We start from the raw sequence: 25,178 nt of genomic DNA, 5'->3' as shown, positions 1-25,178 counted from the left end.
ATCTCTTCCAGTGTGCCCGCATGCGGGGAAGTAGTCGACTGAAGCGATCCCGAAGTGGTAGGCAACCTCTATGGCCATCTCCCGGGCCGACGCCCTGGCCGCCGTCGAGCGATCCCCGGCCGCGGTCGCCGTCCACGATCGCGAGGCGTGGGTCGCGGCCTTCACCTTCGACGGGATCGTCGAAGACCCGGTCGGTTCGCAACCGCACCGCGGGACGACGGCCATCGCCCGCTTCTACGACACCTTCGTCGGTCCGCGCGACATCGCGTTCCACCGCGACGTCGACATCGTGGTCGGCTCGACGGTGATCCGAGATCTGGAGCTCGAGGTCCAGATGGCGGCCGGTTTGACGATGCGGATTCCCGCCTACCTGCGCTACCACCTCGAAGTCGACGCGGACGAGCTGAAAATCGCTGAGCTGTCAGCCTATTGGGAACTTCCGGCGATGGTCGGGCAGTTCCTCAGAGGCGGGATCCGATCGGTGCCCGCCGGGCTGCAACTGTCGCGGGGGCTACTGACGAACCAGGGCATCGTCGGGGCGCTCGGCTTTCTCGGCGGCTTCCGTGGGATCGGCCCCCAGGGCAAGCGACGGTTCGACGAGTTCCTGGCGGCTGCCCATGCCGGTGACGAGGTCGGGCTGCGGCGCTGGTTGGGCGGCGGCGCACAGATCACCGCAGGTGAGCACACGCCGATGGGCAGCACCGAGCTACTCTCCCGGCTGACCGGCGCCCGCTCGCGCAAACTGATCGGTTCGGGGCACAGCCTGGTGTGCGGCATCGAGGGCGCCGGGTCGCGCGATGTGCTCATCGCCGACGTGGCGGCGACACCGTTCTCGATCAGGCGAATCCGCTACTACGCCGCCCCGGTGGGCTGAACCCACCCGACGTTTCGCCTCCTCGGGCCCGGGGCAACCCAGCAACCATGCGACACACTGATTCACGCGAGATCGCCGTTGTGGGTGTCGTCGTGGCCGCGGTGCTGGCGTCGTGCCTGATCCTGCCCACAGTCGGACGGCTCGCGACGCTCGAGCACATATGGGCGGCCGCCGCGATCTTGGGCATCCCGACCGTCGCGGTGCTCACCGTTACCGGTTACCGGTACTACGGGCCTGCCCGCAGCATGGCCGTCGCGGTGGTCGTGATGAGCGTCGCCCTGCTCGCGAGCTGGGTGTTCTCGGTTTACGTCGTGGCCGCCGCGATGAGCGGTTCGACGACAACGCTGGCCATGGGGGTCCTGCTGTACGGGACACCGGCCCTCATCGTGGCGGTGCTCGGGCTTCTGGCGCTCAAGCTGGTGCCTCCCCGGTTTCCGTCGAGGGACCGTTTGACCACATCCACGGCGGGTAATCCGGCCGCATGACTCCGCGCGAAGACGACGACAGCAGCGAAGAGGGCGTCACCGAGGACGACCACGTGGCAACCTCGCGCGCCGGCAAGGACAGCGGCGGCGACGACGGCACCTACGTCGGCCAGACGTTCTCCGACGACGCCTTTGACGCGGAGGAGAGCGGGGCCGAGGCACGCAGCAACGACGGTCGTTGACGGTCAGGCACACGGGGTCGCGGAACGGTCGCGGGAACGTCGCGAGGGGCGTGTACGAGGTGTCTCAATTCGGTCGCGGCGGTCGCGTCGCGTGCAGCGCGAACTGGGCGCGTGAGACTGTATGAGCACCATGCCTGTCGACGATGAGCCCACCGAGATCACCTACGAGGAATTCGGCCGCAGATTCTTCGAGGTTGCCGTGACCGAGCAGCGCGTCGGCAGCGCCATCGCCGACATCGCCGGCGACGAGTTCGAGATGGGCCCGATCGCTCAGGGTCCGGGCAAGATCGCGAAGGTCACCGCCAAGGTGCGGATCCAGGAACCGCGACTGACCCGCCACGTGGGCCCGATGATCACGTTCGCCATCCGCATCCCCCTGGAGATCGACATGATGGTCGATCTGCGCATCGACAAGCCGAAGTTCATGGTTTTCGGCGAGATCGCGCTGAATGCGACCGCCCGTGCCGCGGAACCGTTGCTCTTGATCCTCGACGTCGAGAAACCGCGGGCCTCCGACATCTCCATCCATGTCACGTCCAAGTCGCTGCGGGGGGAGTTGGTTCGCATCCTCGGTGGCATCGACGCCGAGATCCGGCGGTTCATCGCCGCCCACGTCGCCGGCGAGATCGACAGCCCGGCCTCCCAGAAGGCCAAGGTGATCGACGTGGGCTCCACCATCGACACCGCCTGGACGGGCGTCTGAGGGTTCCACAGCGTAGGCTTCCCGGGTGCTTAGCAAACCCGTGTCGGCGCTCGCGCTGACCTCCGGACTTCTCGCCGCAGCGGCCGTGGTGGCCGCGCCCGCGCAGGCCGACCCCGTCGACGACGCCTTCCTAAACGCGGTGTCCGAGGCCGGCGTCGTCATGAGCGATCCGAGCAGTGCCGTCGCCGTCGGCCAGCAGGTGTGCCCCATGCTGGCCGATCCGGGCCAGAACGCCGCCAACGTCGCGGCCAAGGTCGCCGAAATGGGCGGCATGTCGCTGGGCCCGGCGACCATGTTCACCGGCATCGCCATCTCGATGTTCTGCCCTGCAATGGTGTCGTCGATCGGCAGCGGTAACTCGCCGATCCCGCTGCCGTTCCTCGGGATCTAGACCCCGCCAGGGTCTGCTAAGGACGCAGGGCCGCCGTCACCCGCTCGACGCCGGCACCGACCGCGAGGTCACGGTGTCGTGCGGTCACCTCGGCGCCGCCGGTGCGCAGCACATCGACGACGTCGGCCACGACACCGGCCTTCTCGGCGCTGACCTCCGCCCCGAGAGCCCACCACGACATCAGCGCGTCGAGCCCGCGCCCGGGGTCGGCGCCGTGGTCGACGAGCGCCGCGACGGTCGCGGGCAGCACGAGCCGCGCGGCCCTGTCGATGGGTTGAGTACCGTCGGGCAGCGCTGCCTGGACCGGCGCACCGGCACGGACCAGGGCGCGCACCATTTGCGGGTTGACGTTATCGCTGTCGCTGCTGAGCACGTGCAGTGGTGTCGCGCCCTCGGAGTCGAGCACCGCCGGGCAGACGCCGTTGGCCAGGGCGTGGTTCAGCGCCACCGTGCGACCGTTGCGCACGATCTCGTGCAGGATCCTGGTGTAGCGCTCACCGTGAGCCGACAACTCGATGCGGCGTCCCGCGTCGGCGCCGGCATCGATCAACGCCACCGCGATGCCCAACCCCGGTGAGCGCACCGCGTACCAGAGCGGTGATGCACCACACGCGTCCACCGGATCGGGATCGGCACCCATCGCGAGCAGTTCGATCACCGCCGAGTCGCCGCGCTGCGCCCGGTCGAACAGGTCAAGGACGTCCGGTGGTAACGGCTCGGTCCAATCCGGTGGGGCGACGCCGAGCGCGGCCAGCGCCCTCAACGAAGCCTCGCGTTTGGGGCCGAGGTCGTACCAGGGCCACGGGCCTTCGCCTCGGGCGACGAAATCGGAGACCGGCATGCGGGTTTCGGTGATATTCGGCCGTTCGCCGTCGGCGTGGTCGGTCCGGAAGACCACATCGGCGCCGTCTGACAGGACCACGACCCGTGCGGGCCCGTCCTGATACCGGGCGAGTTCGGCCACAGCCAGGATTGTGCCCAAACGCGAAGAGGGGCACCCTCGCGGGTGCCCCTCTCGTGCCCTCTTTCACGAACCGGCTACTTGACGTCTACGTAGACGAGACGGTCCTGATGCGTGATGAAGTTATGGCTACTCCCGATCACCGGGCTGCCCGCATCGATCCGGGTGAAGGTGGGGCCCTCGCGGACCGCGACCACCTCGGCCTCGCTCAGCGGGGCGGTGCCCACCTGAGTGACGACGACCCTGTATCCCTCAGCCTTGAGCTGGTTGATGGTGTCCTGTGCGTTCTGCCCCCCAGAAGGTGCGGCGGCCACCGGTGCGGCCAGCCCGATCAGGGCGGCTGCCAGTCCGCTCGCTACAGCTGCGATTCCTATCTTCTTCATATGCTGCCTCTTTTCCATGTCCGCGAGCCGCCGAAGCGGTCTTCCGCCAACGAATTTCGGTGTTGGGCGCGTCCGATCGGCTCATAGGCGGCAACGAAGAAGGAGCCGGTTTAATTCCCTGGCAGGAAATGGCCGAAAGAATGGCAGATTTTAAGCGGCGCAACGTTGTTCGGTGTGCGCAATAACGTCAGAGCAGGCGGCCCAACCGGCTCAGTTGCAGCGGACGGCCGACGGCACTCAACTGTCCGAGAATGTCCTCGAGCCTGGTCAGCGGCAGGTCCATCCGCCACTCCGCCACCGACGCCGACAGCCGTACCACCCCCGGCGCGAAGCTGATTCCGGTCAGTTGGACACCGTGCGGCAGTTCAGGCAGCCGCACGGGATAGGCCGGGGTCCGCGCCGGCAGCGGACAGCGGGTCCGGCGAAAGGTGATGCAACGTGGTTTGAGCCACAGCGTCGAGCCGTCGAGATGGGCGTCGACCTCGAGGTGGCCGGCCCCCGGTCGTCGTGCAAGGCGCAGCCGGGCCACACCGTCGGCGCCGATCGCGCCCGCGAGCCTCGGCGCGGCCCAACGGAACACGTCGTCGAGAACCGGCGCCGGAATCTCCAGCGTCAGATCGACGGGCGCCGCGACCAGGACCGGTGGTGCCGTCGGTCGTATGTGGACGTTGTGCAACACCGCGGTGGCATGGTCGAACCGCGCCTCGTTGCACCGGATGTCGCGTGCGGCCAACCGGACGTCGTTGAGCTGGCCGACCGACAGGCCGCGGGGGTCGAGATGCGAGTCGAACTCGGTGACCGTCAGCGTCAGGTCCGCCTCATCGAGTTTGACGCTGAGCCGCCTGCCCACCACCAGCCGGCGCACCGTCATGAACAGCGTGCGGTACGCCGCGGCGGCGCCTGTGGTGACCGGCGTTACCGCGGCCGACGACCACAACGCGGTCAACATGTCGATCGGTCGGAACGGATCGAATCGGCGCAGAGGTTCCGGGCGCGTCATGCCTCCAGCATTCCCCGCCGGGACCGGTTCCGTACAGTCGGGCCCATGACCTCCGTGGTAATCGTCGGCAGCGGCTTCACCGGTTTCGAATGTGCGCGGACTCTGGCCAAGAAATTGCGTAATGAGCGCGCCGACGTCGAGATCTCACTCATCTCGCCGGTCGACTACATGCTGTACACGCCGCTGTTGCCGGACGTCGCGGGCGGGTTGGTCGATGCCCGCTTCGTCGCGATCCCGCTGGCCAACGCGTTACGCGGCGTGCAGGCGATCCGCGGCCGGGTCGACGAGGTCGACTTCAAAGGACGCACCGTCACGTTCACCGATCCCGAGGAACGGTCGCGCGCGCTGTCATGGGATCGGCTCGTGCTGACGCCCGGTTCGGTCACCAAGCTGTTCGACGTGCCCGGCCTCGCCGAGCACGCGCGTGGTCTCAAGTCGACCGCCGAGGCGTTGTTTCTGCGCGATCACGTGATCCAGCAGCTCGAACTGGCCGACGTCGACGACGATCCGGGCCGCCGTCAGGCACGGCGCACGATCGTCGTGGTCGGCGCGTCGTACTCGGGGACGGAACTCGCGGTGCAACTGCGGGCGCTGGCCGACTCGGCAGCCAACCAGATGGGCTTCGACCCGAGCGAGGTCAAATTCCTGCTGCTCGACCTCGCCGAGCAGGTGATGCCGGAAGTCGGGGAGAAGCTGGGCGCTGCGGCGCAGCGTGTGCTCAAGGAGCGTGGCATCGATGTCCGGCTGGGGGTCACGCTCAAGGAAGTGCACGCCGAACACGTTGTGCTCAGCGATGATTCGCTGGTCCGCACCCATACCGTGGCGTGGGTCACCGGTGTGACGGGAGCGCCGCTGATCGAAAAGCTCGGGCTGCCGACCGAGCGCGGCCGGCTGAAAGTGACCACCGAACTCCAGGTTCCCGGCCATTCCGGGGTATTCGCTGCGGGCGATGCCGCCGCGGTGCCCGACGTCACACAGCCGGGCAAGATCACGCCGCCGACCGCCCAGCACGCCACCCGGCAGGGAAAGGTGTTGGCGCGCAACGTCGCAGCCAGCCTCGGTGTGGGCAAGCCGAAGCGTTACAAGCACCGCAACATGGGCCTGGTCGTCGACCTGGGCCCGCGCTACGCCGTGGCCAATCCGCTCAACATCCAGTTGTCGGGCTTTCCCGCCAAGGTCGTGACCCGGGCCTACCACGTGTACGCCATTCCGCGGTTCGTCAACCGCTGGGCGGTGACACTGGCATATCTGACCGATGTGTTCTTCGACCGGCCCGTCGTCTCGTTCGGGCTGTCCACGCAGGAGGACGCGGAGTTCTCGGCCAGCGAGGGTATTCCGACGCCGAAAGCCGGCTGATTCAAACCCGTTGAACCGGGGAACTGTGTCGGCATGGCTACTTATCGCGTGCTGAATCCCAAGGGCGAGGTTGTCGACACGAAGGACATCGAGAGCGCCGACGACGCCCACGCCTGGTTCGTCGACCAGAAGGCCGACCCCGAACTCGGCTGGCGCATGGAGGTCAAGAACGACGATGGCGACTGGGACTTCTTCGACAGCAGCGAGGGCGACCGCAAGTACTAGCGCTGACAGTGTCGTGTCACTCGCAGTCCGCGACCGACCGCATTTGTACGCCTGAGCGCGGCGTGTCGCGGTGCAGACACGGTCGCTCGCGGGAGGAAAAATGAGGGCGTGCCGAAGCTGAGTGCGGGACTGCTGCTCTACCGGGTGCGTGACGGCGCAGTCGAGGTGCTCATCGGCCACCCGGGCGGGCCGTTCTGGGCGCGCAAGGACGAAGGGGCCTGGTCGATCCCCAAGGGCGAATACGACGAGGGCGAGGACCCGTGGGCCGTCGCGCGCCGTGAATTCGAAGAGGAACTGGGCAAACGCCCGCCGGAAGGCCCGCGCATCGAGTTCGCACCCGTCAAACAGCCCAGCGGCAAGATCGTCACCGCATTCGCGGTGCGCGGCGACCTCGACCTGGACGGCACCTTCTCCAACACGTTCACCATGGAGTGGCCGAGAGGGTCGGGCACGATCAGGGAGTTTCCCGAAATCGACCGGGTGGGTTGGTTTTCCGTGGCGCAGGCTCGGTCCAAGCTGTTGAAGGGTCAGCGGGTCCTGCTGGACCTGTTGCTGGCGGCAATCGCAGACGACGCACCGGTCGAGTCTCGATCGCATTGATCGTCAACGCGCGGCCGTGGATTCGCCAGCCGGCCCGTGTCCGCAGATACTCGTCGTCATAGCGCAGATGCCACACCAGATCGGACGCCTGACCGTCGCTGACCGTCCAGTGGTGGGCGATGCAGGTGATGCGGCCGAGTGCGTAGTCGGGTTCGTCGGCCGCGGCGTACACCTCGCCGACGATCGCGTGTTCGGTCCTGGGCACCGCGGCCAATGCGGCCATCGCCGCCCGCACCCCGTCGCGGCCTTGGTGGCGGCGCACCGGCTCCAGCGCCCGCGGCGGGTCCGGCAGCCGCAGCTCGGCGCTCTCGGTGAACAGCTCGGCGACGTCGTCGAAGCGGCGGTCGTCGACGGCGGAGGCGTAGACGTGCACCAGGTCGGCCAGCGCCAGTCGGTCGGCGGTGCGCAGCCTCATGCGCCAAGCCCCAGCCGCTGCGCGCATGCGGACAACGCGTCGCGCGCTTCGCCGATATCGGCCGTCGGCGGCATGGCCAGGATCAAGCGGTCCGCACCGAGCGCCTCCAGTTTGGCCGCCCGCTCACTATCGACCTTGGTGACGAGATGCCCGAGCGAGAGTTCCAGCGCATTGGGGTCACGCCCGCACCGTTCGGCCTCCTCGCGCATCAACGAGACGAGTTCGGCCAGTTCTGCGCCGCCGACGCCGAGCGGTTGAAACCCGTCGCCGAGCCTACCCGCTCGCCTTGCCGCCGCCCTGCTGTGTCCTCCAATGTGAATTGGTATGTGCGACAGGGGCTTCGGGTAGCACATGGCGTTGTCGAAATCGAAGAACTCGCCGTGGAAGTCGGCTCCTTCGGGGCGGTCCTGCCAGAGCAGCCGCAGCACGGCGAGTTGCTCGTCGGCGCGCCGACCCCGGCTGCCGAAGTCGGCCCCGCACGCCTCGATCTCCTCTTTGAGCCAACCCGTCCCCACGCACAGCCGCAGTCGTCCGCCCGAGAGCGCGTCGACGGTCGCCACCCGCTTGGCCAACACGACGGGGTGATGGTTGGGCAGCACGAGCACGCCGGTGGCGAGGCCCAGTCGCCGGGTGTGACCGGCCAGGAAGGCGAGCAGGTCGAGCGGATCGGGCACGTCGCAGTCGGCGGGCAGTTCGACCCGGCCGGACGCGTCGTAGGGGTAGACGCTGGTGTACTCCGACATCAGCACGGTGTGCTCGACCACGACCAGTGACTCGAACCCGCAGGCCTCCAAATGCGTGGCGAACGCGGCCATGAAGGCGGGGTCTGCGGTGACGCCCGCCGCAACGGGCGCGACGACGGCGTATTTCATGGCAGCGGCGGCAAACCGTTGCTTTCCCGGATGTCCCGGCGACACTCGCGGCGGGTCTGGCCGGTCTGCTCCATGCACACCCGGACGGGCGATTCCTCGGCGACCGGCAGCGGTGGGTCGGTCACCTCGGTGGTGACCGTCGGGCTCGGGACGTCGCCCTCGGTCAGTGACCAGATCGTGGCGCCCGTGCTCTGCAGGGTCGAGCAGTAGGCGGTCGAACCGTCGTCGGTCTGGGCGGTCGCGCCCTCGGGGGAGCAGTCGGCCCCGATCACCGCGGCGGAGTCGTCGGCGGGCGTGGACGCCGTTGTGGTGGCGGCGTCGTCGTCGGTCGCGGTGGTCGTGGGAGTGTCGGTCGCCGTGGTCGTCGGCGGCGGCGGAGGTGGCGGTGGAGGAGGTGCGGCTGGCGGCGTCGACGACGCAGCTGTCGCCGACCTGCCCGGGGTGTTCGCGCGTTCCTCGCCGAACAGGAAGGCCGCCACCACGACCGCGGCGACCAGCAGCACCGCGAGCACCGCGGGCACCAGCAACCCCGGCCGCAGCCACGACTTCTTCGGTTGGGCGGCGGCCACGGCGAGTCGGGTGCTGTCGGGGTCCGACGAGGCGACGCCGAGGTGGTGGCTGAGCGCCCTGGCGAAGTCCGCGCAACGCTCGAACCGGTCTTTGGGGTTCTTCGACAGCGCCTTGGCCAGCACGGGGTCCAGGTTCGCGAGGTCCGGTCGGTGGGAGCCGATCGCGGGCGGCGCCGCCGACAGGTGCTGGCTGATGACCACGGCCGGATTCGAGTTGCGAAACGGCGGCGACCCGGTCAGCAGATGAAATGCGGTGGCGGCCAACGCATATTGATCGGCGCGGCCGTCGAGCGTTTCACCCATCAACTGCTCGGGCGCGGCGTAGGACACCGTGCCCACCGTCATGTTGGTCGCGGTGAGACCGCTGACGTCGTCCGCCCAGCGGGCGATCCCGAAATCGGCCAACAGGATTCGCCGATCGTCTGCCTCGGGCCTGGCGAGCAGGATGTTGGCGGGTTTGACATCGCGGTGCAGCAGGCCGCCTTGGTGGGCGTAGTCCAGGGCGTCGGCGATGGCGGCGACGATCGCGGCGACCTCTCTCGGAGGCATGCCGTTGGGATGGTGCTCCTTCAGCAGCTGCCCCGCGTCGGTGCCGTCGACGTAGTCCATCGAGATCCAGATCTGGCCGTCGGCCTCGCCGCGATCGTGGATCCCGACGATGTGCGGGTGCCACAGCGTGGCCGCGATGTCGGCCTCACGCTGGAACCGTCTGCGGTACTCGTCGTCGGCCGACACCGACGCCGGAAGCACCTTGAGCGCGTCGCGTCGGGGCAGGCGCGGATGGTCGGCCAGATAGACCTCACCCATTCCGCCGGAGCCGAGTAGTCGCACGATGGTGTATCCGGCGAAAGTCTCCCCCTCGGCCAACGGCATGGGCGAATAGTACGAGACGACTACAGATCGAGTGTCAGATGGGAACCTTCGGCGGCGCGGGAGATGCAGATCAGCATCAGCCCGCCGTCGCGTTCGGTGTCGGTGAGCAGCGTGTCGCGGTGGTCGACGGCGCCGGCCAGCACCCGGGTGCGACACGTACCGCAGAAGCCCTGCTGGCACGAATACGGCGCCTGAACACCGGATCTGCGCAGCGCTGCGAGCAGCGTCTCCTCGGCGCCGACGTCGATGGTCTGGTCGCGTGCGGCCACCGTCACCGAGAAGTTCGTGCCGTCCTCGACGGGCGGGGCGGCGAACCGTTCGAAATGCAGTTCCACGTTGTCGCGCCCGACCAGCCGCTCGCGGATGACGGTCAGCATCGCCGCCGGACCGCACGCGTAGACCGCGGTGCCGTCGGGGCAGTCCCCGAGCAGGTCGTCGGCGTCAGGTAGTCCGTCGACGTCGTCGGTGCGAATCTGCACGCGAGAGCCGAACCGTGCGACTTCCTCGATGAACGGGAGGCTGTCTTGGCTGCGGCCGGTGTACACCATCGACCACTCCACACCGAGCGCCTGCGCCAGCCGCAGCATCGGCAGGATCGGGGTGATGCCGATGCCGCCTGCGACGAACCGCAGCCGCCGGGTGGGGGAGCCGTAGCCGGGGACGGTCAGTGGGAACGCGTTGCGGGGCCCGTGTGAGGTCACGGTAGCGCCGGTATGCAGCCCCTCGTGCACTTCGATCGACCCGCCGCCGCCGTCGGGGATGCGCCGCACCGCGATGCGGTAGCTGTCGGCGCGGGCGGGATCGCCGCACAGCGAGTACTGCCGCACCAGCCCGCTGGGCAGCGTGATGTCGATGTGCGATCCGGGATGCCACCGGGGCAGCAGTTCGCCGTCGGCGGCGACCAGTGTCAGCGCCACGACGTTCTCGTCGCGGGCCACCACCTCACGCTCGGCGACCCGCAGGATCAGGGTGCGGTCGAGCTCGCGGGGAGGTGTGACCTTGCGGACGGCGCCGGCCAACGCTTCCATTGAATTGATCACGACGTCGGCGACGCCGATCATCGCGTAGCGCCGGCCCGGCCGCAGCGGATGGGCAGGCAGTTGCCGGTAGCGCTCGCGCAGACCCATCAACGGTGCGCGGCGCGCGCGGCGGGTGAGGTGGCCAGGTAGGCAACGGCCTGGGCGGTCGACCCCATGTCCTCGGGCGAGTAACCGGGCCGGAAGTAGGACAGCGTGTTCGCCCCGAACAGGGTCCGGAACTTCGGCAGCAGGCCCAGTTCGGAGTCGCGCATCCGCAGGCGCTGCATCTGGAACCAGCCGATGTCGCTGCTGGGATCGGACTTCAGCAGGTACCAGGTGCCGCGTTGGAAGAAGGTGAACATCGCCGTCGCAGCGACCGTCATCGCCCGGATCCGGTCGGGATAGCTGTCGTGGAAGTAGACCGCCACGTCGTGGGCGACGCAGCGGTGCTCGACCTCTTCGCTGCCGTGCCAGCGGAACAGGTCGACCAGGGTCGGGTCCGCTCCGTAGTCGTCCCAGGTGGAGTTCAGCGCGAAGTCACCGAGCACGGCGGTGTAGTGCTCGATCGCCGCGATCAGCCACAGCCGCTCGCACAGGTTGCTGAGGCGCCGTTCGGGGTCGTCGAAATGCTTTGGCGCCAAGACCTTTTCAAACATATAGCCGACGAGGTCCAGCATCGGCTTCGGGTCGACCCCGTTGCCGATGAGGAAGTCGGAGATCACATCGTCGTGGGCTGCGGCGTGCGTCGCCTCCTGACCGATGAAGCCGCGGATGTCGTCGGCGAGCTTGGGATCCCTCACCAAGGGCAGCGCCTCGTTGTAGGTGCGGACGAACCAGTGCTCGGCGGCGGGCAGCACCACATTGAACAGGTTGATCATCGTGGAGGCCACCGGATGGCCGGGGATCCACTCGAGGGGCACTCCGGACAGGTCGAAATGCACCTTGCGGGCCTGGATCTGTACCGGGCCGGGGTCGACCTCGTGTGCGAAACGGCGTGGACGCATGGCTTCCACCGGCTGAGCCGGCAAATGGCCCCCAGGGCGGGCCGGCGATAGTGCCATCGGCTCCTCCTTCGTGCCGCACAGTCTACGTGCGGTAGGCGGGAGGGCAGGTTTGCGGTAGGCGGGGCGCGTCTATAACACGTACATGGCTGCGATCGACGACGTTCTCGGATGGGCCAAGCAGCAGGTGGCCGACCGGGTTCCGAAGGCGGACCTGGACCAGCGCGATCCGGACTACATCCGTGAGCAGCTGCCGGGGCTGTGGCTGCTGGCGTCGTTGTACTTCCGCGCCGACGTCCGCGGCCTGGACCGCATCCCCGCCGACGGCCCCGTGTTGCTGGTGGGCAACCACAGCGGTGGCAACCTCCCGCCCGACACGTTCGTGTTCACGCTGGCGTTCAGCTCGTACTTCGGCGTCGAGCGGCCGTTCTATCAACTCGCACACAATCTCGTCGTCTCGATGCCCGGCCTGGGTTCGCTGCGCAAGTTCGGCACCGTGGCCGCCAACCACGAGAACGCCAAGCTGGCGCTGGAGTCCGGTGGGGCGCTTCTGGTGTACCCGGGCGGCGACTACGAGGTGTTCCGCCCGTCGTGGCACCGACACGAGGTCGATTTCGGCGGTCGCAAGGGCTACGTGAAACTCGCCCGCGACGCCGGTGTGCCGATCGTGCCCGTCGCCAGCGTCGGCGGTCAGGAAGCCGCGTTGTTCCTCGACCGGGGCCAGTGGTTGGCGCGACTGCTGAGGGCCGACCGGCTGGCCCGCCTCAAGAGCGTGCCCATCCTGCTGGCGCCGCCGTGGGGGCTGACCGTCAGCGACTTCATCCCGCGGCTGCCCCTGCCGACGAAGATCGCGATCGAGGTGCAGGACCCCATCGATGCCGACGACATCGCGGCCAGCGACGACGACGTCATCAACGACAAGGTGTTGAGCAGCCTGCAGGCAGGAGTCGACAAATTGGCCGCCACCCGACGCTTCCCGGTTCTGGGCTGACGACGATGAGAGTTCAACGCCAGTGCGTCATCGACGCCGACCGCGACCAGGTGTGGAAGGTGGTCAGTGACCCGCAGTGCTATCCGGACTTCATGGCCAGCCTGGAGCGCTGGGAGACGCTGACCGATCCGCCCGCCGGCCTCGGGTCCCGCTACACCGTGCACTGGAAGGTCGGTTCGGTGCCGATCGGCGGCACCGTAGAGGTCGTCGAGTTCGACGCGCCGCGTGAGGTGTCCTGGATCGGGCTCACCGGGGTCTCACAACGCGGCCGGTTCCGGTTGCGCGAAACCGGAGACGGCCGCACCAAGGTGACGTTCCGGTTGTCCTACGAGTCCGCGGGCAATCTTTTGGGCCTGATCGCCGACCGGGTGGCCGCGCGCCAGGTCGGCCGCACGATGAGCCGGACGCTGACCAATCTGCGCCAGATGGTGGAGGGCTGACCCTCAGCCGGCCGGGGGTGGCGGCGGGGTGCCCGCGCCGGGGGCGCCCTGGATCGGTACCACCGGGGTCGGAGTGACGGTGGTGACGCCGTTTCGACCGACCGTCGGACCGCCCGAGGGACCTTGCTCGGCGATGAAGTCCGCCGCCTTCTGGCTGCAGTCCAGCATCAGCAGCATCCGGCCGCCCGAGGTGATCTTCTGTTGGTCGACCAGGCACTCCGCCTGGGGGAGCACGCTGCCGACCGAACCGCCGAAGTAGGCCTTGACGCCCTGGGACTTCAGGATCTGCAGCGCCCGGTTGTACGGTTCGCCGACCACGTTCACACTGCTCGGTTGCGACATCGCGATGCCGGCGCCGACGAGTGCCGCCGAACCGACAGCCACGAGCCCGCCGCTGAGCACAACAAGCTTGTTCACGTGATCTCCTCAGGTCGGTGCGGTGCGAACATATCGCAGCCGTGACGAATGTGAAACCGGAGCAGACGGCGTCGGCGTTACACCGCGGGGCGCACCGCTTTTCGCATGACCTCGCCGAGCCGCGCCGCGGTGACGTCGTCGAAGACGTGCTCGAGCAGCAGTTTCCTACCGTCCGGGCCGGCCAGCGGCACTCGCCAGTTCGGATACTCGTCGGTGGTGCCCGGCTGATTCTGGGTGCGCAGGTCGCCGACGGCGTCGGCCAGCGACAGCGACAGCAAGCGCGACGGGGTGCGGCCGAGATAGCGGTGCAGGGCCTCGACGATCTGCGCGGTGTCGGCCTCGGTATCGCCGCTCAAGAGCCCGACGCGGCGCAGCTCGTCCAGCCAGCTGTTCTGCTGCTCGCGGTCGTCGGCCAACTCCTCGGCGGCCGGCCGCGTCAGCAGCCCGAGTTCGTCGCGCAGGCGGACGTGTTCGCCGGCCAGATAGCCGGCGGTCGGAGGCAGGTCGTGTGTGGTGACGGCCGACAGGCAGTACTCGCGCCACCGCTCGGCGGCCAGCGGGGCCCCCGCCGGTCCGTGAGCGCCGTCGCGGTCGGCCTCGAACCACAGAATCGAGGTACCGAACAAACCGCGCTCATTGAGGTAGTCGCGCACCCACGGTTCGACGGTGCCGAGGTCCTCGCCGACGACGACGGCTCCCGCCCGGTGGGCCTCGAGCGCCACGATGCCGATCATCGCCTCGTGGTCGTAGCGCACATACGTGCCGTCGGTGGGCCGCGCCCCGTTCGGAATCCACCACAGCCGGAACAACCCGATGATGTGGTCGATCCGCACACCGCCCGCGTGCCGCAACACCGCGTTGACGAGTGCGCGGAACGGCTCGTAGGCGAGCTTCTCGAGTTCGTCGGGCCGCCAGGGCGGTTGCGACCAGTCCTGGCCGAGCTGGTTGAACTCGTCGGGAGGAGCGCCCGCTGTGACGCCGAGCGCGAGCACATCCTGCAGGGCCCACGAGTCCGCGCCGTGGGGGTCCACGCCCACGGCGAGGTCGTGCATGATGCCCAGGCTCATCCCGGTCTGCAGCGCGGTGGCCTGCGCCGCGGTGAGCTGGTCGTCGAGCTGCCACTGCAGCCAGCGATGGAAGTCGACGGAGTCGGCGTGCTCGGCGGCGAACTCAGCGACGGCGTCACCCGCAGGATGCTGCAGTTGCCGAGGCCATTGGTGCCAGTCGGCGCCGTACCGTTCGGCCAGCGCGCACCAGACGGCGAAGTCGTCGAGGCTGCGGCCCTCGCGCTCCCGGTAGGCGGCGTAGGCCAGGTCCCGCCCCGCCGAGCGCGGTACCTCGTAGACCGCTTCCAGCGCCGAGCGCTTCGCCTTCCACGCCGCGTCACGGTCGACCTGCTCGCCGCGGTGGGCACGCGACTGCACGGCCTCGCGCAGTTTGCGTAACCGGTTGCGGCGGCGGACATAGGCGTATTCGGGGATCGCTTCGACCCGCAGATAGATCGGGTTGACGAACCGGCGCGAGGTCGGAAGGTACGGCGAGGGCTCCATCGGCGCGACCGGAGCGGCCGCGTGCAGCGGATTGACGAGGATGAATCCCGCGGCATGTTGGGCGGCCGACCACACCGCCAGGTCGGTCAGATCGGTCAGATCGCCGATACCCCAAGACTTTTCGGACCGCACGCTGTAGAGCTGGGTGGCCAGGCCCCAGTTCCTGCCGGAAGGGGGCACTAGCGACGCGGGGGAGACGATGACCGGGGTGCTGAACTCCGCCCCGTCGGCGTGCAGCTCCAGGCGGTGGTATCCGATCGGCAGGTCGGCGGGCGTCTCGAAGGTCGCTTCGCCGACCAGTCGTCCGTCCAATTCGTAAGGGGGTCTGTTGTTTTCGAGTTGGGGCAGGTCCGTCCGCATCGACCCGTTCTCCAGTCGGATTCGCAGCGACACCGCGTTTCCGTGCGTGACGTGCACCCAGAACGTCGAAGTGGCGCCGGTGCGCCCGATGATCGTCGGCGGAAGGTGGCGTGACCAGTACTCGCGGTCGTGCGCGGCGAGTGCGGCGGCGCGGTCGTCCTCGGTGCCTGCGGCGACGCCCAACGCGGCCAGCACCGAGACCAGCGTCGAGGAGGCCACGGCGATGCGCGTCCCCGTCCAGTCTTCGTAATCGGTTGCGACACCGTAGCGTCGCGCCAACTCCACTAGCGACGCGGCGGGCCCTGTCATGTCGCCAATCTTGCCCGGAATCGGTCACCACGTCTCATCACAGGCTCGCTCATACCCGATCTGCGCGAAGTCAACCGGCACTGAATCCGGCCTCGGCTCTGGTGGGTAGTGTCGGCCGGTATGGCGCCCGACCGACAGGAGACGGCCGAGGCGCAGAGTCGGCGGGCGCGACTCGCGGTGGCAGCGCTGTTCTTGACCAACGGCGCCGTGTTCGCGAACCTGCTGCCGCGCTACCCCGAGATCAAGACCGATCTGGGGATGTCCAATTCGGCGTACGGCGCGGCGGTCGCCGCGTTCTCGGCGGGGGCGCTGGCGGCGGGGCTCAGCGCGGCCGCGCTCATCCGGCGTTACCGCTCGTCGCGGGTGGCTGTCGTCGGCACCATCGGAATCGGTGTCTTCGTGATGCTCGCCGGCATGGCGACGTCTCCGGTGTTGTTGGCCGCCGGGCTGTTCGCGGCGGGGGCCTGCGATGCGGTGACCGACGTCGCGCAGAACGCACACGGCTTGCGGGTGCAACGCATCTACGGTCGTTCGATCATCAACTCGCTGCATGCGGTGTGGGCGGCGGGCGCGATCATCGGCGGCGTGATGGGCGGGACGGCGCTCGCGTTGGGCATTTCGCGCCCGCTGCATCTCGGCTTCTCAGCGGTGCTGTGCAGCGTGGTCGTCATCGTTGCGTACCGCTTTCTGCTCCCGGGGTCCGATCACGACGACCACCGGCAGGGGCGCGCCGACCGAGCGGGCGGTGCCGGCGGTGCGGTGTACGCCGCGCTGCTCGCGCTGGTACTGATCGCGGTGGCCGGTGCGATGGTCGAGGACGCCGGCAACTCCTGGGCCGTGTTGTATCTGCGTGACGCGCTCGCTGCGCCCGGGCCGATCGCGGTGTCGGGCTACATCGCCGTGGTCACATTCCTTTTCATCGGCCGACTGGTCGGTGACCGCCTGGTCGACCGGTTCGGGGAACGCACCGTGGTGCGCACGGGTGGCGCGATCACCGCGATCGGTATGGGCCTGGCGCTCGCGTTCCCGTCCGTTCCGGGCACGATCGCCGGTTTCGCGATGGCCGGCCTCGGCGCGGCCACCCTGGTGCCGTCGGCCATGCACGCCGCAGATCAGCTGCCGGGCCTGCAAGCGGGCAGCGGCCTGACCATCCTCACCTGGCTGATGCGCATCGGGTTCCTCGTCGCCCCGGTGCTCATCGGGGTGATCGCGGACGCGACGAGCCTGCGTACCGGCCTGCTCGTCGTGCCGATCGCCGGCATCGCGGTCGTGTTGTTGTCGGGTGTGCTCAGTGCGCGACGCCGCCAAGCTCGATCGTGAGCACGCCGCCGACGACGAGCGCGATACCCAGAGCCATCACCCAGGTCAGTGGTTCGGTGAACACGAAGCGCGCGATGACCGCGACCAGCGCCACGCCGCACGCGGTCCACACGCCGTAGGCGACGCCGACCGGCATCCCGAGCGCCAGCGTCAGCCACAGCAGATAGAACGACGCCAGGTAACCCAGGACGATCGGTGCGATCCAGGCCCTTCTGCGGAACCCCTCCGAAGCCCGCAGCGACAGCGTCGCGAATACCTCGAAGACGATCGCGCCGGCCAGTGTCCAGTACATCACCGGTGTTCGACCACCCGGTGCGAACCGAGCTCGATCAGCAGCACACCGGCGATGATCAGGCCGATGCCGGCGACGATCGGCCAGGTGAACGGGTCACCGAACAGGACAGCGGCGAGAACCGCGGTACCCGCCGTTCCGACCGCTCCCCAGATTCCGTACGCCACCCCGACCGGCACTCCGGCGCGCAACACCAGCGTCAGGAATGTGAAGGCCGCGAGGTAGCCCCCGACGACGACGAGAAGCCACGCCGAATGATCCTGGGACGCCCGCAGCGACAGCGTCGCCGCGACCTCGACGACGATCGCACCGGCCAGCAGGGCCCACTTCTGCACGCGATCAAGCTAGCCGACCGGTGGGCTGTGCCCGTGCGGCGAGAGCGGAACCGCTGACCGGACGGCCTGTTCGGACGCGCGCGTAGCCTGAACTGGCTGTATTCCATCGATGGAGGAGTCCCATGCCGTACGACGTGGAGTTCCGGTGACCGCAGGGGCACGGGGCCGCGACGACGCGCTCGTTGTCGACACCGCGTACGGACCGGTTCGCGGCCTCGACGACGGCACCGTGAAGGTGTGGAAGGGGGTCCGGTTCGCCGCCCCGCCTGCGGGTGAGCTGCGGTGGCGGGTGCCCGAACCGCCGCAGCGCTGGTCCGAACCGGCGGACGCCACGAGCGTCGGCCCGGTGTGTCCGCAGCCGACGGATGCGCGCATCCCGATCGACCTCGGCGCTCCGCAGGGCGACGACTGCCTGAGCCTGAACGTGTGGGCGGCGTCGAACATCGAGCCGGGCGCGGGCAAACCGGTGATGGTGTGGGTGCACGGTGGCGCCTACGTCCTCGGTTCGTCGGCGCAGCCGCTGTATCACGGCCGCACGCTCGCCGCCGACGGCGATGCCGTGATCGTCACGGTGAACTACCGCCTCGGAGCGTTGGGCTTCCTGGACCTGTCGGCGGTGAGCGACGACTTCGCCACCAACCTCGACCTGCGCGACGTGCTGTTCGCGCTGCAGTGGGTGCGCGACAACATCGCCGGGTTCGGGGGAGACCCGAACCGCGTCACCGTCTTCGGAGAATCCGCCGGTGGCGGGATCATCACCACGCTGCTGGCCAGCCCGGCCGCCGCCGGCCTGTTCGGCGCGGCGATCGCGCAGAGCTCACCGGCGACCTCGGTCTACGACCGCGAGCGCTCGCAACGGGTGGCGGCGCTGTTGCTCGACCGGCTCGGGCTGAGCTCCAGCGACGCCCAGCAGTTGGTTTCGGTGCCCACCTCCGCGCTGATGACTGCCTCCAAGCAGGTTTTCGACCACATCCCGGTGAGCACCCCGGGCACGCTGGCGTTCGCGCCGATCATCGACGGCGATGTGGTGCCTGCGCATCCGGTCCAGCTCGCCCGGGATGGGCGCACCCTCCCGGTGCCGCTGATCATCGGCACCAACAAGCACGAAGCCGCACTCTTCCGCTGGATGAAGTCGCCGCTGATGCCGATCACGCCCAAGGCGATCCGGGCGATGTTCGCCGAGATCGCCGCCGAACAACCCGACCTGCAGCTGCCCGACGAACAGCAGATCCGCGCCGCGTACCGGGGCCGAGGAAAGACCATCGGTATGGGCGTCGCGCGCGATATCGGGTTCCGGATGCCGTCGGTCTGGTTCGCCGAGGGTCATCGCGAGGTCGCACCCGTGTACCTCTACCGATTCGACTTCGCCACCCCGATGTTGCGGCTGCTGCGGCTCGGCGCCGCGCACGCGACCGAATTGCCGTACGTCTGGGGCAATCTGGTCGCCGGCCCCAAGGATCCGACCTTCAAGCTCGGCGGGCGCAAGACGGGGAAGGAGGTCTCGGCGCGCATCCGGCGGCGCTGGGTGAACTTCGCCGTCGACGGCACACCCGGGGGCTTCGCCGGCGACCCGGTGTGGCGGCCGTACCGCACCTCCGATCGCGCCACCTTGCTCATCGACGCCGAGGACAGGGTGGTCGACGACCTCGACCACGATCTACGCACCGCGTGGGGCGATCAAGTGCTGAGCTTTCGCTGAGACGTATGCTGGGCCCGGAGGTTTCGAAGTGGATGTGAGTGGCGCCTTCTCGCACGTATTGCCGCCGTTGATGCACGATCCCGTGGTCTTCGCGGTGCCGTTCTTCCTGCTGCTGCTGGTCATCGAGTGGGCGGCCGCCCGCAAGTTGGCCCACGAGGAGGCCGATCGTGCACCGGCCGGTGCGTATCAGCGGTCCGACGCGTGGGCCAGCATCTGGATGGGCGTGGTCTCGATCGGCACGAGCGGGGTGCTGAACTTCATCGCGCTGCTGGGCTATGCGGCGTTGTTCGTCTACGTCGCGCCGTGGCAGTTACCCGCAAATGCGTGGTACACGTGGGTGATCGCGATCGTCGGGGTGGACCTGCTCTACTACGTCTATCACCGGATGGCGCATCGGGTGCGGCTGATCTGGGCCACTCATCAAGCGCACCACTCCAGCCAGTACTTCAACTTCGCCACCGCGCTGCGCCAGAAGTGGAACATCAGCGGTGACGTGTTCCTGCGGGCGCTGCTGCCGCTGTTCGGCGTACCGCCGTGGATCGTCTTCGCCAGCTTCTCCATCAACCTCATCTACCAGTTCTGGATCCACACCGAACGCATCGGGAAGCTCTGGGGCCCAATTGAATTCGTGTTCAATACGCCGTCGCACCACCGGGTGCACCACGGCATGGACCAGCAGTACCTCGACAAGAACTACGGCGGCATCTTCATCCTGTGGGATCGGCTGTTCGGCAGCTTTGCGGCCGAGACGGTCCGCCCGCACTACGGGCTGACCAAGCAGGTCGACACCTACAACATCTGGACGTTGCAGACACACGAGTACGTGGCGATCGCGCGTGACGTCCGCAGGGCGCGGCGGTGGCGCGACAGGCTCGGCTACATGTTCGGCCCGCCCGGGTGGGGGCCGGCGCGACCGCCGCTCGTCGCAGAGCAGCCGCCGGCCCCCGTCAGCGCCTGAGCCACGCAGCGCCTCTGCGCGCCGTAGTCTGCGCTGTGTGAACACCGTCTTCGACGCCCCGGTCAACGCCGGTCTGGTCGAACGTTCGCTGGCGACAAGCACGTTGGGCTCGGTGTGGCTGGACGAGCGCGTCGGCCCGCCGCGGCCGCAGTTCCCCGCCCTGACGAAGCCGGTCACCTGCGACCTGATCGTCGTCGGGGGCGGATACACCGGCTTGTGGACCGCGCTGCACGCCGCGCGACGCGACCCCGATCAGCGCATCGTGCTCATCGAAGCCAACCGGGTGGGCTGGGCAGCCTCCGGCCGCAATGGAGGCTTCGTCGAGGCCAGCCTGACGCACGGCGCCGCGAACGGAAAAACCCACTGGCCCAATGACTTCGACGTTCTCGAGGAAATGGGCTTGGACAACCTCGACGGTATGCAGGCCGAGATCGCCGAGCTGGGCCTCGACACCGACTGGCAGCGCACCGGCACCCTGACAGTGGCCACCGAACCGCATCAGGTGGAGTGGTTGCGCCAGGCCGCGGCCGACGGCGAGGGGGAGTTCCTCGACACCACCCAGGTTCGCGACCAGGTGGCCTCACCGACCTACCTCGCCGGCCTGATCGACGCCCACACCTGCGCGATCGTGCACCCCGCCAAGCTGGTGTTCGAACTCGCCAGGGCGTGCCAGGACGCGGGCGTGCGCCTCTACGAGCACACCAACGCCGCCCGGCTGGATTCGGGTGGCGTCGGGTTGCGTATGCAGACCGGCCAGGCCGTCGTCACCGCGCGGCAAGCAGTGCTCGCGACCAACGTCTATCCGAGCCTGCTCAAGCGCAACCGGCTGCATACGGTGCCGGTGTACGACTACGTGTTGGCCACCGAACCGCTCACCGACGACCAGCTGGGCCGCATCGGCTGGCGCGGCAGGCAGGGAATCGACGACTGCGCCAACCAGTTCCACTACTACCGCCTCACCGCGGACAACCGGATCGTCTGGGGCGGGTACGACGCCGTCTACCACTTCGGGCGCAAAGTGCGGCCCCGCTACGAGGACCGGCCCGCGAGCTACCGACGGCTGGCCGAGCACTTCTTTTTGACCTTCCCGCAACTCGACGACGTCCGATTCAGTCATCGGTGGGCCGGCGCGATCGACACCAACACCCGGTTCTGCGCGCACTGGGGACTGGCCAGGGACGGCCGCGTCGCATACGTCAACGGCTTCACCGGACTGGGCGTTGGCGCTTCCCGGTTCGCCGCCGACGTGTGCCTGGACCTGCTCGAAGGCCGGCCCACGCCGCGCACCGAACTGCAGATGGTGCGCGAGCGTCCACTGCCGTTCCCTCCCGAGCCGCTGGCCACCGTCGGCATCCAGGCGACCCGGTGGTCACTCGACCGGGCCGACCACGCCGCCGGACGCCGGAACGCCTATCTGCGGACGCTGGACGCGCTAGGCCTCGGTTTCGATTCGTAGCTGTCCCGTGCCGAAACCGCGGCCGGGGCGTAACGTCTCTGTGACCTTCACCGATGGGCAAGTGACGGGACCATCGTCGAGTGGTTGCTCCTGGTCGGGCGGTGATTGTCAGCTCTCCCGACCCGGTAAGCGGCTCACAACGCGCCGGTGCCGAAACTTCATCGGCACGACGAGCGGAGACGACAGTGCGCCGACATTCGCTACGGGTACTGGCGGCGCTGGCCGCCCCGATCACTGCGGTTGCGCTGATGTCGGCGCCCGCGCAGGCCAACCCGGGCGTCCTGGTCTATCCCGGCATGGAGATCCGCCAGGACAACAACGTCTGCACGCTGGGTTATGTCGATCCGGCGACCCGGATCGCGTTCACCGCAGGCCATTGCCGAGGCAGTGGGCCGGTGCGCGACCGCAACGGCAACCTCATCGGTATGCAGACGGTGTACCGCGACAACACCCCCAACGGTGCGACCGTCGACACCAATCACCAGATCGCCGACTGGGAGGCGATCGCGCTCGCACCCGACGTCGCGGTCAACAACGTGCTGCCGGGCGGCAAGGTGCTGGTGGCCGACCCCGGTGTCGTGCCGACGGCCGGGCAGCCGGTGTGCCATTTCGGCGTGGTCACCGGCGAGAGCTGCGGCAACGTCGAGGCCGTCAACAACGGCTGGTTCACGATGGCCAACGGTGTGGTCAGCCAGAAGGGCGACTCGGGCGGCCCGGTGTACGTGATCACCCCCGACAACCGGGCGGTGCTGATCGGCATGTTCAACAGCACCTGGGGCCAGTATCCGGCCGCGGTGTCCTGGCAGACCGCGAGCCAACAGGCCAGCGAGGCCGTCATCTCCGCCGCATCCGCCAACGTCGGCTCCGTATCCCTGCCCTAACGCACGAGCTCGAACACCGGAATCGACGGCGCCGCGGCGCGCAACTCCTCCAGTGAGGACGTCGGCGTCAGACCGCCGACGTGTCCCTTGACCTCCCAGAACCAGCGGTCCAGGTAGCGGACGAGCAGCTCGGGCTTGACCTCGTCGGGCACCTCGGCGATCCGCACCTCGCGGCGGCGCCACCGCGGACCGACCTCGACGACGCCGGCCGCCCTTGCGTTGCGGGCCCACTGGGTGTGACCGCGCGGGGAGACGAGGTAGTCGCGACCGCCCACCGGGAGCACGTTCACCACCACGCTTCGGCGCTTGCCCGTCTTGCGGCCTCGCACCGAGAGCGCCTTAGTCCCGGCAACACTGACACCGGCCTCGGCCAGCCAGCGGAAGACGTGGTTGATGACGCGGGCGGCCCGCGTCGGTTCGTCGTAGCGCGTTGTCATCCCAGGGGACCTCCTCGATCAGAGAGCGGTGCTCTCTAACTGAGGGTGCCACCTCGCCGCGACAAAATCAAGAGCAGTGATCTCGCCTTGTGTCACACTCGGCACATGGGCAAACGGGCCGAGAGCCGGCAGCGGATCGAGGAGCAGATCATCGAGTTGGGTCGGCGTCACCTCGTGACCGACGGCGCGGCCGGGCTCTCGCTTCGGGCGATCGCCCGCGACCTCGGCATGGTGTCCTCAGCGGTGTACCGCTACGTGTCCAGCCGCGACGAACTGCTGACGCTGCTGCTGGTCGATGCATATTCCGAACTCGCCGATCACGTCGACCACGCCCGAGGCGAAGGCACACCGTGGCGCGATCAGTTACGCGCGATGGCGCACGCCGCCCGCCGATGGGCGGTCGAGGAGCCCGCCTCGTGGGCGCTGCTCTACGGCACCCCGGTGCCCGGATACCAGGCGCCCCGAGAACGCACCGTGGGCCCGGGGACCCGCGTCGTGGCTGCCTTGTTCGACGTGGTCGACGCCGGTATCGCCGCCGGTGACATCCCCTCGTCGAAAACGGTGGTCGACGAACCGTTGTCGTCGGATTTCGAGGCGTTGCGCGACGAGTTCGACTTCGGGGGCGACGACGGCGCGATCGCCAAGAGCTTCCTGGCATGGGCGGCGCTAGTCGGTGCGATCAGCCTCGAGGTGTTCGGCCAGTACGGGCCCGACACGCTGACCGATCCCGCGGCGGTCTTCGATCTGCAGATCGGCCTGCTGATCGACGCACTGCAATCAAATAAGTATTGACTTATATAAGTTGTGGCTTTAATTTGTAGGGGTGCACGCGTTCGACGTCCTCGGCGATCCGGTGCGCCGCCGGATCCTCGAGCTGTTGGCCGACGGCGAGCAGCCCGCAGGAGCCATCGCCGAGACCATCGGCGTCGAGTTCGCGATCACCCAGCCCGCGGTTTCGCAACATCTGAAAGTGTTGCGCGACAACGGGTTCACTTCGGTGCGGCCGGACGGTCAGCGCCGTCTCTACGCGGTCAACGGGGCGGCGCTGCGCGACGCCGACGAGTGGCTCGCCGGCTTCCGGCGGTTCTGGTCGCCGAAGCTCGACGCGCTCGGCACCGAGATCGCGCGCGGTAAGCGACAACGACGAAAGAAGGCAACATGACCGAGATCGACGTGGACCACCAGATCAGTGCCGTCGCACGCACCGTCGGGAAACGCACGATCGACGCCGGCGAGGCGCACGTCGTCACCATCAAGCAGACCTACGACACCGATCAGGCGGATCTGTGGGATGCCGTGACCAACATCGAGCGCATCCCGCGGTGGTTGATGCCGATCTCGGGCGACCTGAAGGTCGGTGGCAGCTATCAGTTGCACGGCAACGCCGGCGGAACGATCCTGACGTGCGACCCGCCGAAGGGCTTCACCGCCACCTGGGAGTACGGCGGCAACACCAGCTGGATCGAGGTCAGCGTCGGCGACCAGGGCGCGGACCGGGCACAGTTGGTCATCGAGCACATCGCCGTCGTCGGCGACGAGATGTCGCTGCAGTTCGGCCCAGGCGCCGTGGGCATCGGCTGGGACTCGATGGTGCTCGGGTTGGCGATGCATCTGTCCACCGGGGAGGCGGTCGACCCGGAGTTCGGGGCACAGTGGGTCACCACCGCCGAGGGTCGACGCTTTCTGGCGTTGTCCAACGACGCCTGGTACCAGGCGAACATCGCCTCCGGCGCCGACCCCGCCGCCGCGCGGGAGGCCGCCGACCGGTGCCTGAAGGCGTACTACGGCGAGGCCTGAACTAGAACACGTTCTAGCCAAGTGGAC

The 25,178-nt window shown here is 68.5% G+C and carries 30 protein-coding genes and 1 pseudogene; 18 read left to right on the top strand and 13 right to left on the bottom strand.

Features of this window, described 5'->3' with window-relative positions; all coding sequences use genetic code 11:
• The first annotated feature begins 70 nt into the window (after positions 1–70).
• The 5 genes from A5759_RS24175 to A5759_RS24155 all read left to right on the top strand — a co-directional run bounded on the left by A5759_RS24175 (position 71) and on the right by A5759_RS24155 (position 2,635).
• Complete coding sequence (locus A5759_RS24175; RefSeq protein WP_068201823.1) at positions 71–874, top strand: ketosteroid isomerase family protein; 804 nt, start codon at positions 71–73, stop codon at positions 872–874.
• A gap of 47 nt (positions 875–921) precedes the next feature.
• Entirely contained in the window at positions 922–1,359 is a 438-nt protein-coding gene (locus tag A5759_RS24170) for a hypothetical protein (RefSeq protein ID WP_068201821.1), read from the top strand.
• On the top strand, positions 1,356–1,541 hold the full coding sequence (locus tag A5759_RS24165) for a hypothetical protein (protein ID WP_068201819.1): 186 nt from the start codon (positions 1,356–1,358) through the stop codon (positions 1,539–1,541). The genes A5759_RS24170 and A5759_RS24165 overlap by 4 nt, the downstream gene beginning before the upstream one ends.
• 121 nt (positions 1,542–1,662) lie before the next feature.
• On the top strand, positions 1,663–2,244 hold the full coding sequence (locus A5759_RS24160; RefSeq protein ID WP_174522722.1) for a hypothetical protein: 582 nt from the start codon (positions 1,663–1,665) through the stop codon (positions 2,242–2,244).
• A 25-nt stretch (positions 2,245–2,269) separates the two neighbouring features.
• Positions 2,270–2,635, top strand: coding sequence for a DUF732 domain-containing protein (locus A5759_RS24155; protein ID WP_064418532.1), 366 nt, complete (start codon positions 2,270–2,272; stop codon positions 2,633–2,635).
• Between the two features lie 16 nt (positions 2,636–2,651).
• On the opposite strand, the gene A5759_RS24150 is transcribed toward A5759_RS24155, so the two are convergent.
• The 3 genes from A5759_RS24150 to A5759_RS24140 form a co-directional block, all read right to left on the bottom strand.
• Positions 2,652–3,599 (bottom strand): ankyrin repeat domain-containing protein, encoded by a 948-nt coding sequence (locus A5759_RS24150; RefSeq protein WP_068201818.1) that lies wholly within the window; start codon positions 3,597–3,599, stop codon positions 2,652–2,654.
• 74 nt (positions 3,600–3,673) lie between these two features.
• The gene (locus tag A5759_RS24145) at positions 3,674–3,979 is read right to left on the bottom strand and encodes a hypothetical protein (protein WP_066844189.1); all 306 of its coding nucleotides are present in this window, start codon (positions 3,977–3,979) and stop codon (positions 3,674–3,676) included.
• A 187-nt stretch (positions 3,980–4,166) separates the two neighbouring features.
• Positions 4,167–4,979 carry a hypothetical protein gene (locus A5759_RS24140; protein WP_068201816.1) on the bottom strand — a complete coding sequence of 271 codons (813 nt, stop codon included), beginning with the start codon at positions 4,977–4,979 and terminating at the stop codon, positions 4,167–4,169.
• A gap of 45 nt (positions 4,980–5,024) precedes the next feature.
• Here A5759_RS24140 and A5759_RS24135 point away from each other — a divergent pair, with 45 nt between their 5' ends.
• From A5759_RS24135 to A5759_RS24125, 3 genes are all read left to right on the top strand, one after another.
• Positions 5,025–6,335: an NAD(P)/FAD-dependent oxidoreductase gene (locus tag A5759_RS24135; protein WP_068201814.1), complete on the top strand. Its 1,311-nt coding sequence runs from the start codon at positions 5,025–5,027 to the stop codon at positions 6,333–6,335.
• 33 nt (positions 6,336–6,368) lie between these two features.
• Positions 6,369–6,560 (top strand): hypothetical protein, encoded by a 192-nt coding sequence (locus tag A5759_RS24130; protein ID WP_064348755.1) that lies wholly within the window; start codon positions 6,369–6,371, stop codon positions 6,558–6,560.
• 108 nt (positions 6,561–6,668) lie between these two features.
• On the top strand, positions 6,669–7,160 hold the full coding sequence (locus tag A5759_RS24125; RefSeq protein ID WP_068201812.1) for an NUDIX domain-containing protein: 492 nt from the start codon (positions 6,669–6,671) through the stop codon (positions 7,158–7,160).
• Between the two features lie 22 nt (positions 7,161–7,182).
• Here A5759_RS24125 and A5759_RS25765 read toward each other — a convergent pair.
• From A5759_RS25765 to A5759_RS24105, 5 genes and pseudogenes are all read right to left on the bottom strand, one after another.
• Positions 7,183–7,575 (bottom strand): annotated as a pseudogene (locus A5759_RS25765) (nuclear transport factor 2 family protein); the annotation flags it as partial.
• A complete protein-coding gene (locus A5759_RS24120; protein ID WP_068201810.1) occupies positions 7,572–8,447 on the bottom strand; it encodes an LLM class F420-dependent oxidoreductase in 876 nt (291 codons plus the stop codon). The gene A5759_RS24120 and the pseudogene A5759_RS25765, both read right to left, overlap by 4 nt.
• Positions 8,444–9,889 (bottom strand): serine/threonine-protein kinase, encoded by a 1,446-nt coding sequence (locus A5759_RS24115; protein WP_068201808.1) that lies wholly within the window; start codon positions 9,887–9,889, stop codon positions 8,444–8,446. Before A5759_RS24115 ends, A5759_RS24120 begins: the two co-directional genes overlap by 4 nt.
• A 20-nt stretch (positions 9,890–9,909) precedes the next feature.
• A complete protein-coding gene (locus A5759_RS24110) occupies positions 9,910–11,016 on the bottom strand; it encodes a PDR/VanB family oxidoreductase (RefSeq protein ID WP_068201806.1) in 1,107 nt (368 codons plus the stop codon).
• Positions 11,016–11,912 (bottom strand): metal-dependent hydrolase, encoded by an 897-nt coding sequence (locus tag A5759_RS24105; protein WP_068201917.1) that lies wholly within the window; start codon positions 11,910–11,912, stop codon positions 11,016–11,018. Before A5759_RS24105 ends, A5759_RS24110 begins: the two co-directional genes overlap by 1 nt.
• Before the next feature lie 142 nt (positions 11,913–12,054).
• On the opposite strand from A5759_RS24105, the gene A5759_RS24100 reads away from it, so the two are divergent.
• Positions 12,055–12,900: a lysophospholipid acyltransferase family protein gene (locus A5759_RS24100; RefSeq protein ID WP_064393679.1), complete on the top strand. Its 846-nt coding sequence runs from the start codon at positions 12,055–12,057 to the stop codon at positions 12,898–12,900.
• A 5-nt stretch (positions 12,901–12,905) separates the two neighbouring features.
• Positions 12,906–13,340, top strand: a complete 435-nt coding sequence (locus A5759_RS24095) for an SRPBCC family protein (RefSeq protein ID WP_068201804.1) — start codon at positions 12,906–12,908, stop codon at positions 13,338–13,340.
• A gap of 3 nt (positions 13,341–13,343) precedes the next feature.
• On the opposite strand, the gene A5759_RS24090 is transcribed toward A5759_RS24095, so the two are convergent.
• Both A5759_RS24090 and malQ read right to left on the bottom strand, forming a co-directional pair.
• Positions 13,344–13,757: a hypothetical protein gene (locus A5759_RS24090; RefSeq protein ID WP_068201802.1), complete on the bottom strand. Its 414-nt coding sequence runs from the start codon at positions 13,755–13,757 to the stop codon at positions 13,344–13,346.
• Between the two features lie 77 nt (positions 13,758–13,834).
• Positions 13,835–15,976, bottom strand: coding sequence for a 4-alpha-glucanotransferase (gene malQ / locus A5759_RS24085; RefSeq protein ID WP_068201799.1), 2,142 nt, complete (start codon positions 15,974–15,976; stop codon positions 13,835–13,837).
• Positions 15,977–16,096: 120 nt separating this feature from the next.
• Here malQ and A5759_RS24080 point away from each other — a divergent pair, with 120 nt between their 5' ends.
• Entirely contained in the window at positions 16,097–17,296 is a 1,200-nt protein-coding gene (locus tag A5759_RS24080) for an MFS transporter (protein ID WP_068201797.1), read from the top strand.
• Here A5759_RS24080 and A5759_RS24075 read toward each other — a convergent pair.
• Both A5759_RS24075 and A5759_RS24070 read right to left on the bottom strand, forming a co-directional pair.
• Positions 17,265–17,588, bottom strand: a complete 324-nt coding sequence (locus tag A5759_RS24075; RefSeq protein ID WP_068201795.1) for a multidrug efflux SMR transporter — start codon at positions 17,586–17,588, stop codon at positions 17,265–17,267. The two genes, A5759_RS24080 and A5759_RS24075, sit on opposite strands and share 32 nt — an antisense overlap.
• A complete protein-coding gene (locus A5759_RS24070; protein ID WP_066844000.1) occupies positions 17,588–17,923 on the bottom strand; it encodes a multidrug efflux SMR transporter in 336 nt (111 codons plus the stop codon). The genes A5759_RS24075 and A5759_RS24070 overlap by 1 nt, the downstream gene beginning before the upstream one ends.
• A 109-nt stretch (positions 17,924–18,032) precedes the next feature.
• On the opposite strand from A5759_RS24070, the gene A5759_RS24065 reads away from it, so the two are divergent.
• From A5759_RS24065 to A5759_RS24050, 4 genes are all read left to right on the top strand, one after another.
• On the top strand, positions 18,033–19,622 hold the full coding sequence (locus A5759_RS24065) for a carboxylesterase/lipase family protein (protein WP_082962265.1): 1,590 nt from the start codon (positions 18,033–18,035) through the stop codon (positions 19,620–19,622).
• Positions 19,623–19,692: 70 nt separating this feature from the next.
• Positions 19,693–20,580: a sterol desaturase family protein gene (locus A5759_RS24060; protein ID WP_068201916.1), complete on the top strand. Its 888-nt coding sequence runs from the start codon at positions 19,693–19,695 to the stop codon at positions 20,578–20,580.
• Positions 20,581–20,617: 37 nt separating this feature from the next.
• Positions 20,618–22,036, top strand: coding sequence for an FAD-binding oxidoreductase (locus A5759_RS24055; protein ID WP_068201791.1), 1,419 nt, complete (start codon positions 20,618–20,620; stop codon positions 22,034–22,036).
• Between the two features lie 185 nt (positions 22,037–22,221).
• Positions 22,222–22,917: a hypothetical protein gene (locus tag A5759_RS24050; RefSeq protein ID WP_068201790.1), complete on the top strand. Its 696-nt coding sequence runs from the start codon at positions 22,222–22,224 to the stop codon at positions 22,915–22,917.
• On the opposite strand, the gene A5759_RS24045 is transcribed toward A5759_RS24050, so the two are convergent.
• Entirely contained in the window at positions 22,914–23,354 is a 441-nt protein-coding gene (locus tag A5759_RS24045; protein WP_068201788.1) for a nitroreductase/quinone reductase family protein, read from the bottom strand. The genes A5759_RS24050 and A5759_RS24045 overlap by 4 nt on opposite strands.
• 105 nt (positions 23,355–23,459) lie before the next feature.
• Here A5759_RS24045 and A5759_RS24040 point away from each other — a divergent pair, with 105 nt between their 5' ends.
• The 3 genes from A5759_RS24040 to A5759_RS24030 are packed head-to-tail and all read left to right on the top strand — an operon-like array spanning position 23,460 to position 25,151.
• Complete coding sequence (locus A5759_RS24040) at positions 23,460–24,146, top strand: TetR/AcrR family transcriptional regulator (protein WP_068201787.1); 687 nt, start codon at positions 23,460–23,462, stop codon at positions 24,144–24,146.
• A 31-nt stretch (positions 24,147–24,177) separates the two neighbouring features.
• The gene (locus tag A5759_RS24035; protein ID WP_068201786.1) at positions 24,178–24,516 is read left to right on the top strand and encodes a helix-turn-helix transcriptional regulator; all 339 of its coding nucleotides are present in this window, start codon (positions 24,178–24,180) and stop codon (positions 24,514–24,516) included.
• Positions 24,513–25,151 carry an SRPBCC family protein gene (locus A5759_RS24030; RefSeq protein WP_068201784.1) on the top strand — a complete coding sequence of 213 codons (639 nt, stop codon included), beginning with the start codon at positions 24,513–24,515 and terminating at the stop codon, positions 25,149–25,151. The genes A5759_RS24035 and A5759_RS24030 overlap by 4 nt, the downstream gene beginning before the upstream one ends.
• Positions 25,152–25,178: the final 27 nt, after the last annotated feature.

Source organism: Mycobacterium sp. 852014-52144_SCH5372336 (assembly GCF_001665615.1).
In the GTDB taxonomy this organism is placed as follows: domain Bacteria; phylum Actinomycetota; class Actinomycetes; order Mycobacteriales; family Mycobacteriaceae; genus Mycobacterium; species Mycobacterium neumannii_A.
This window is presented reverse-complemented; position numbering and strand designations above follow the sequence as displayed.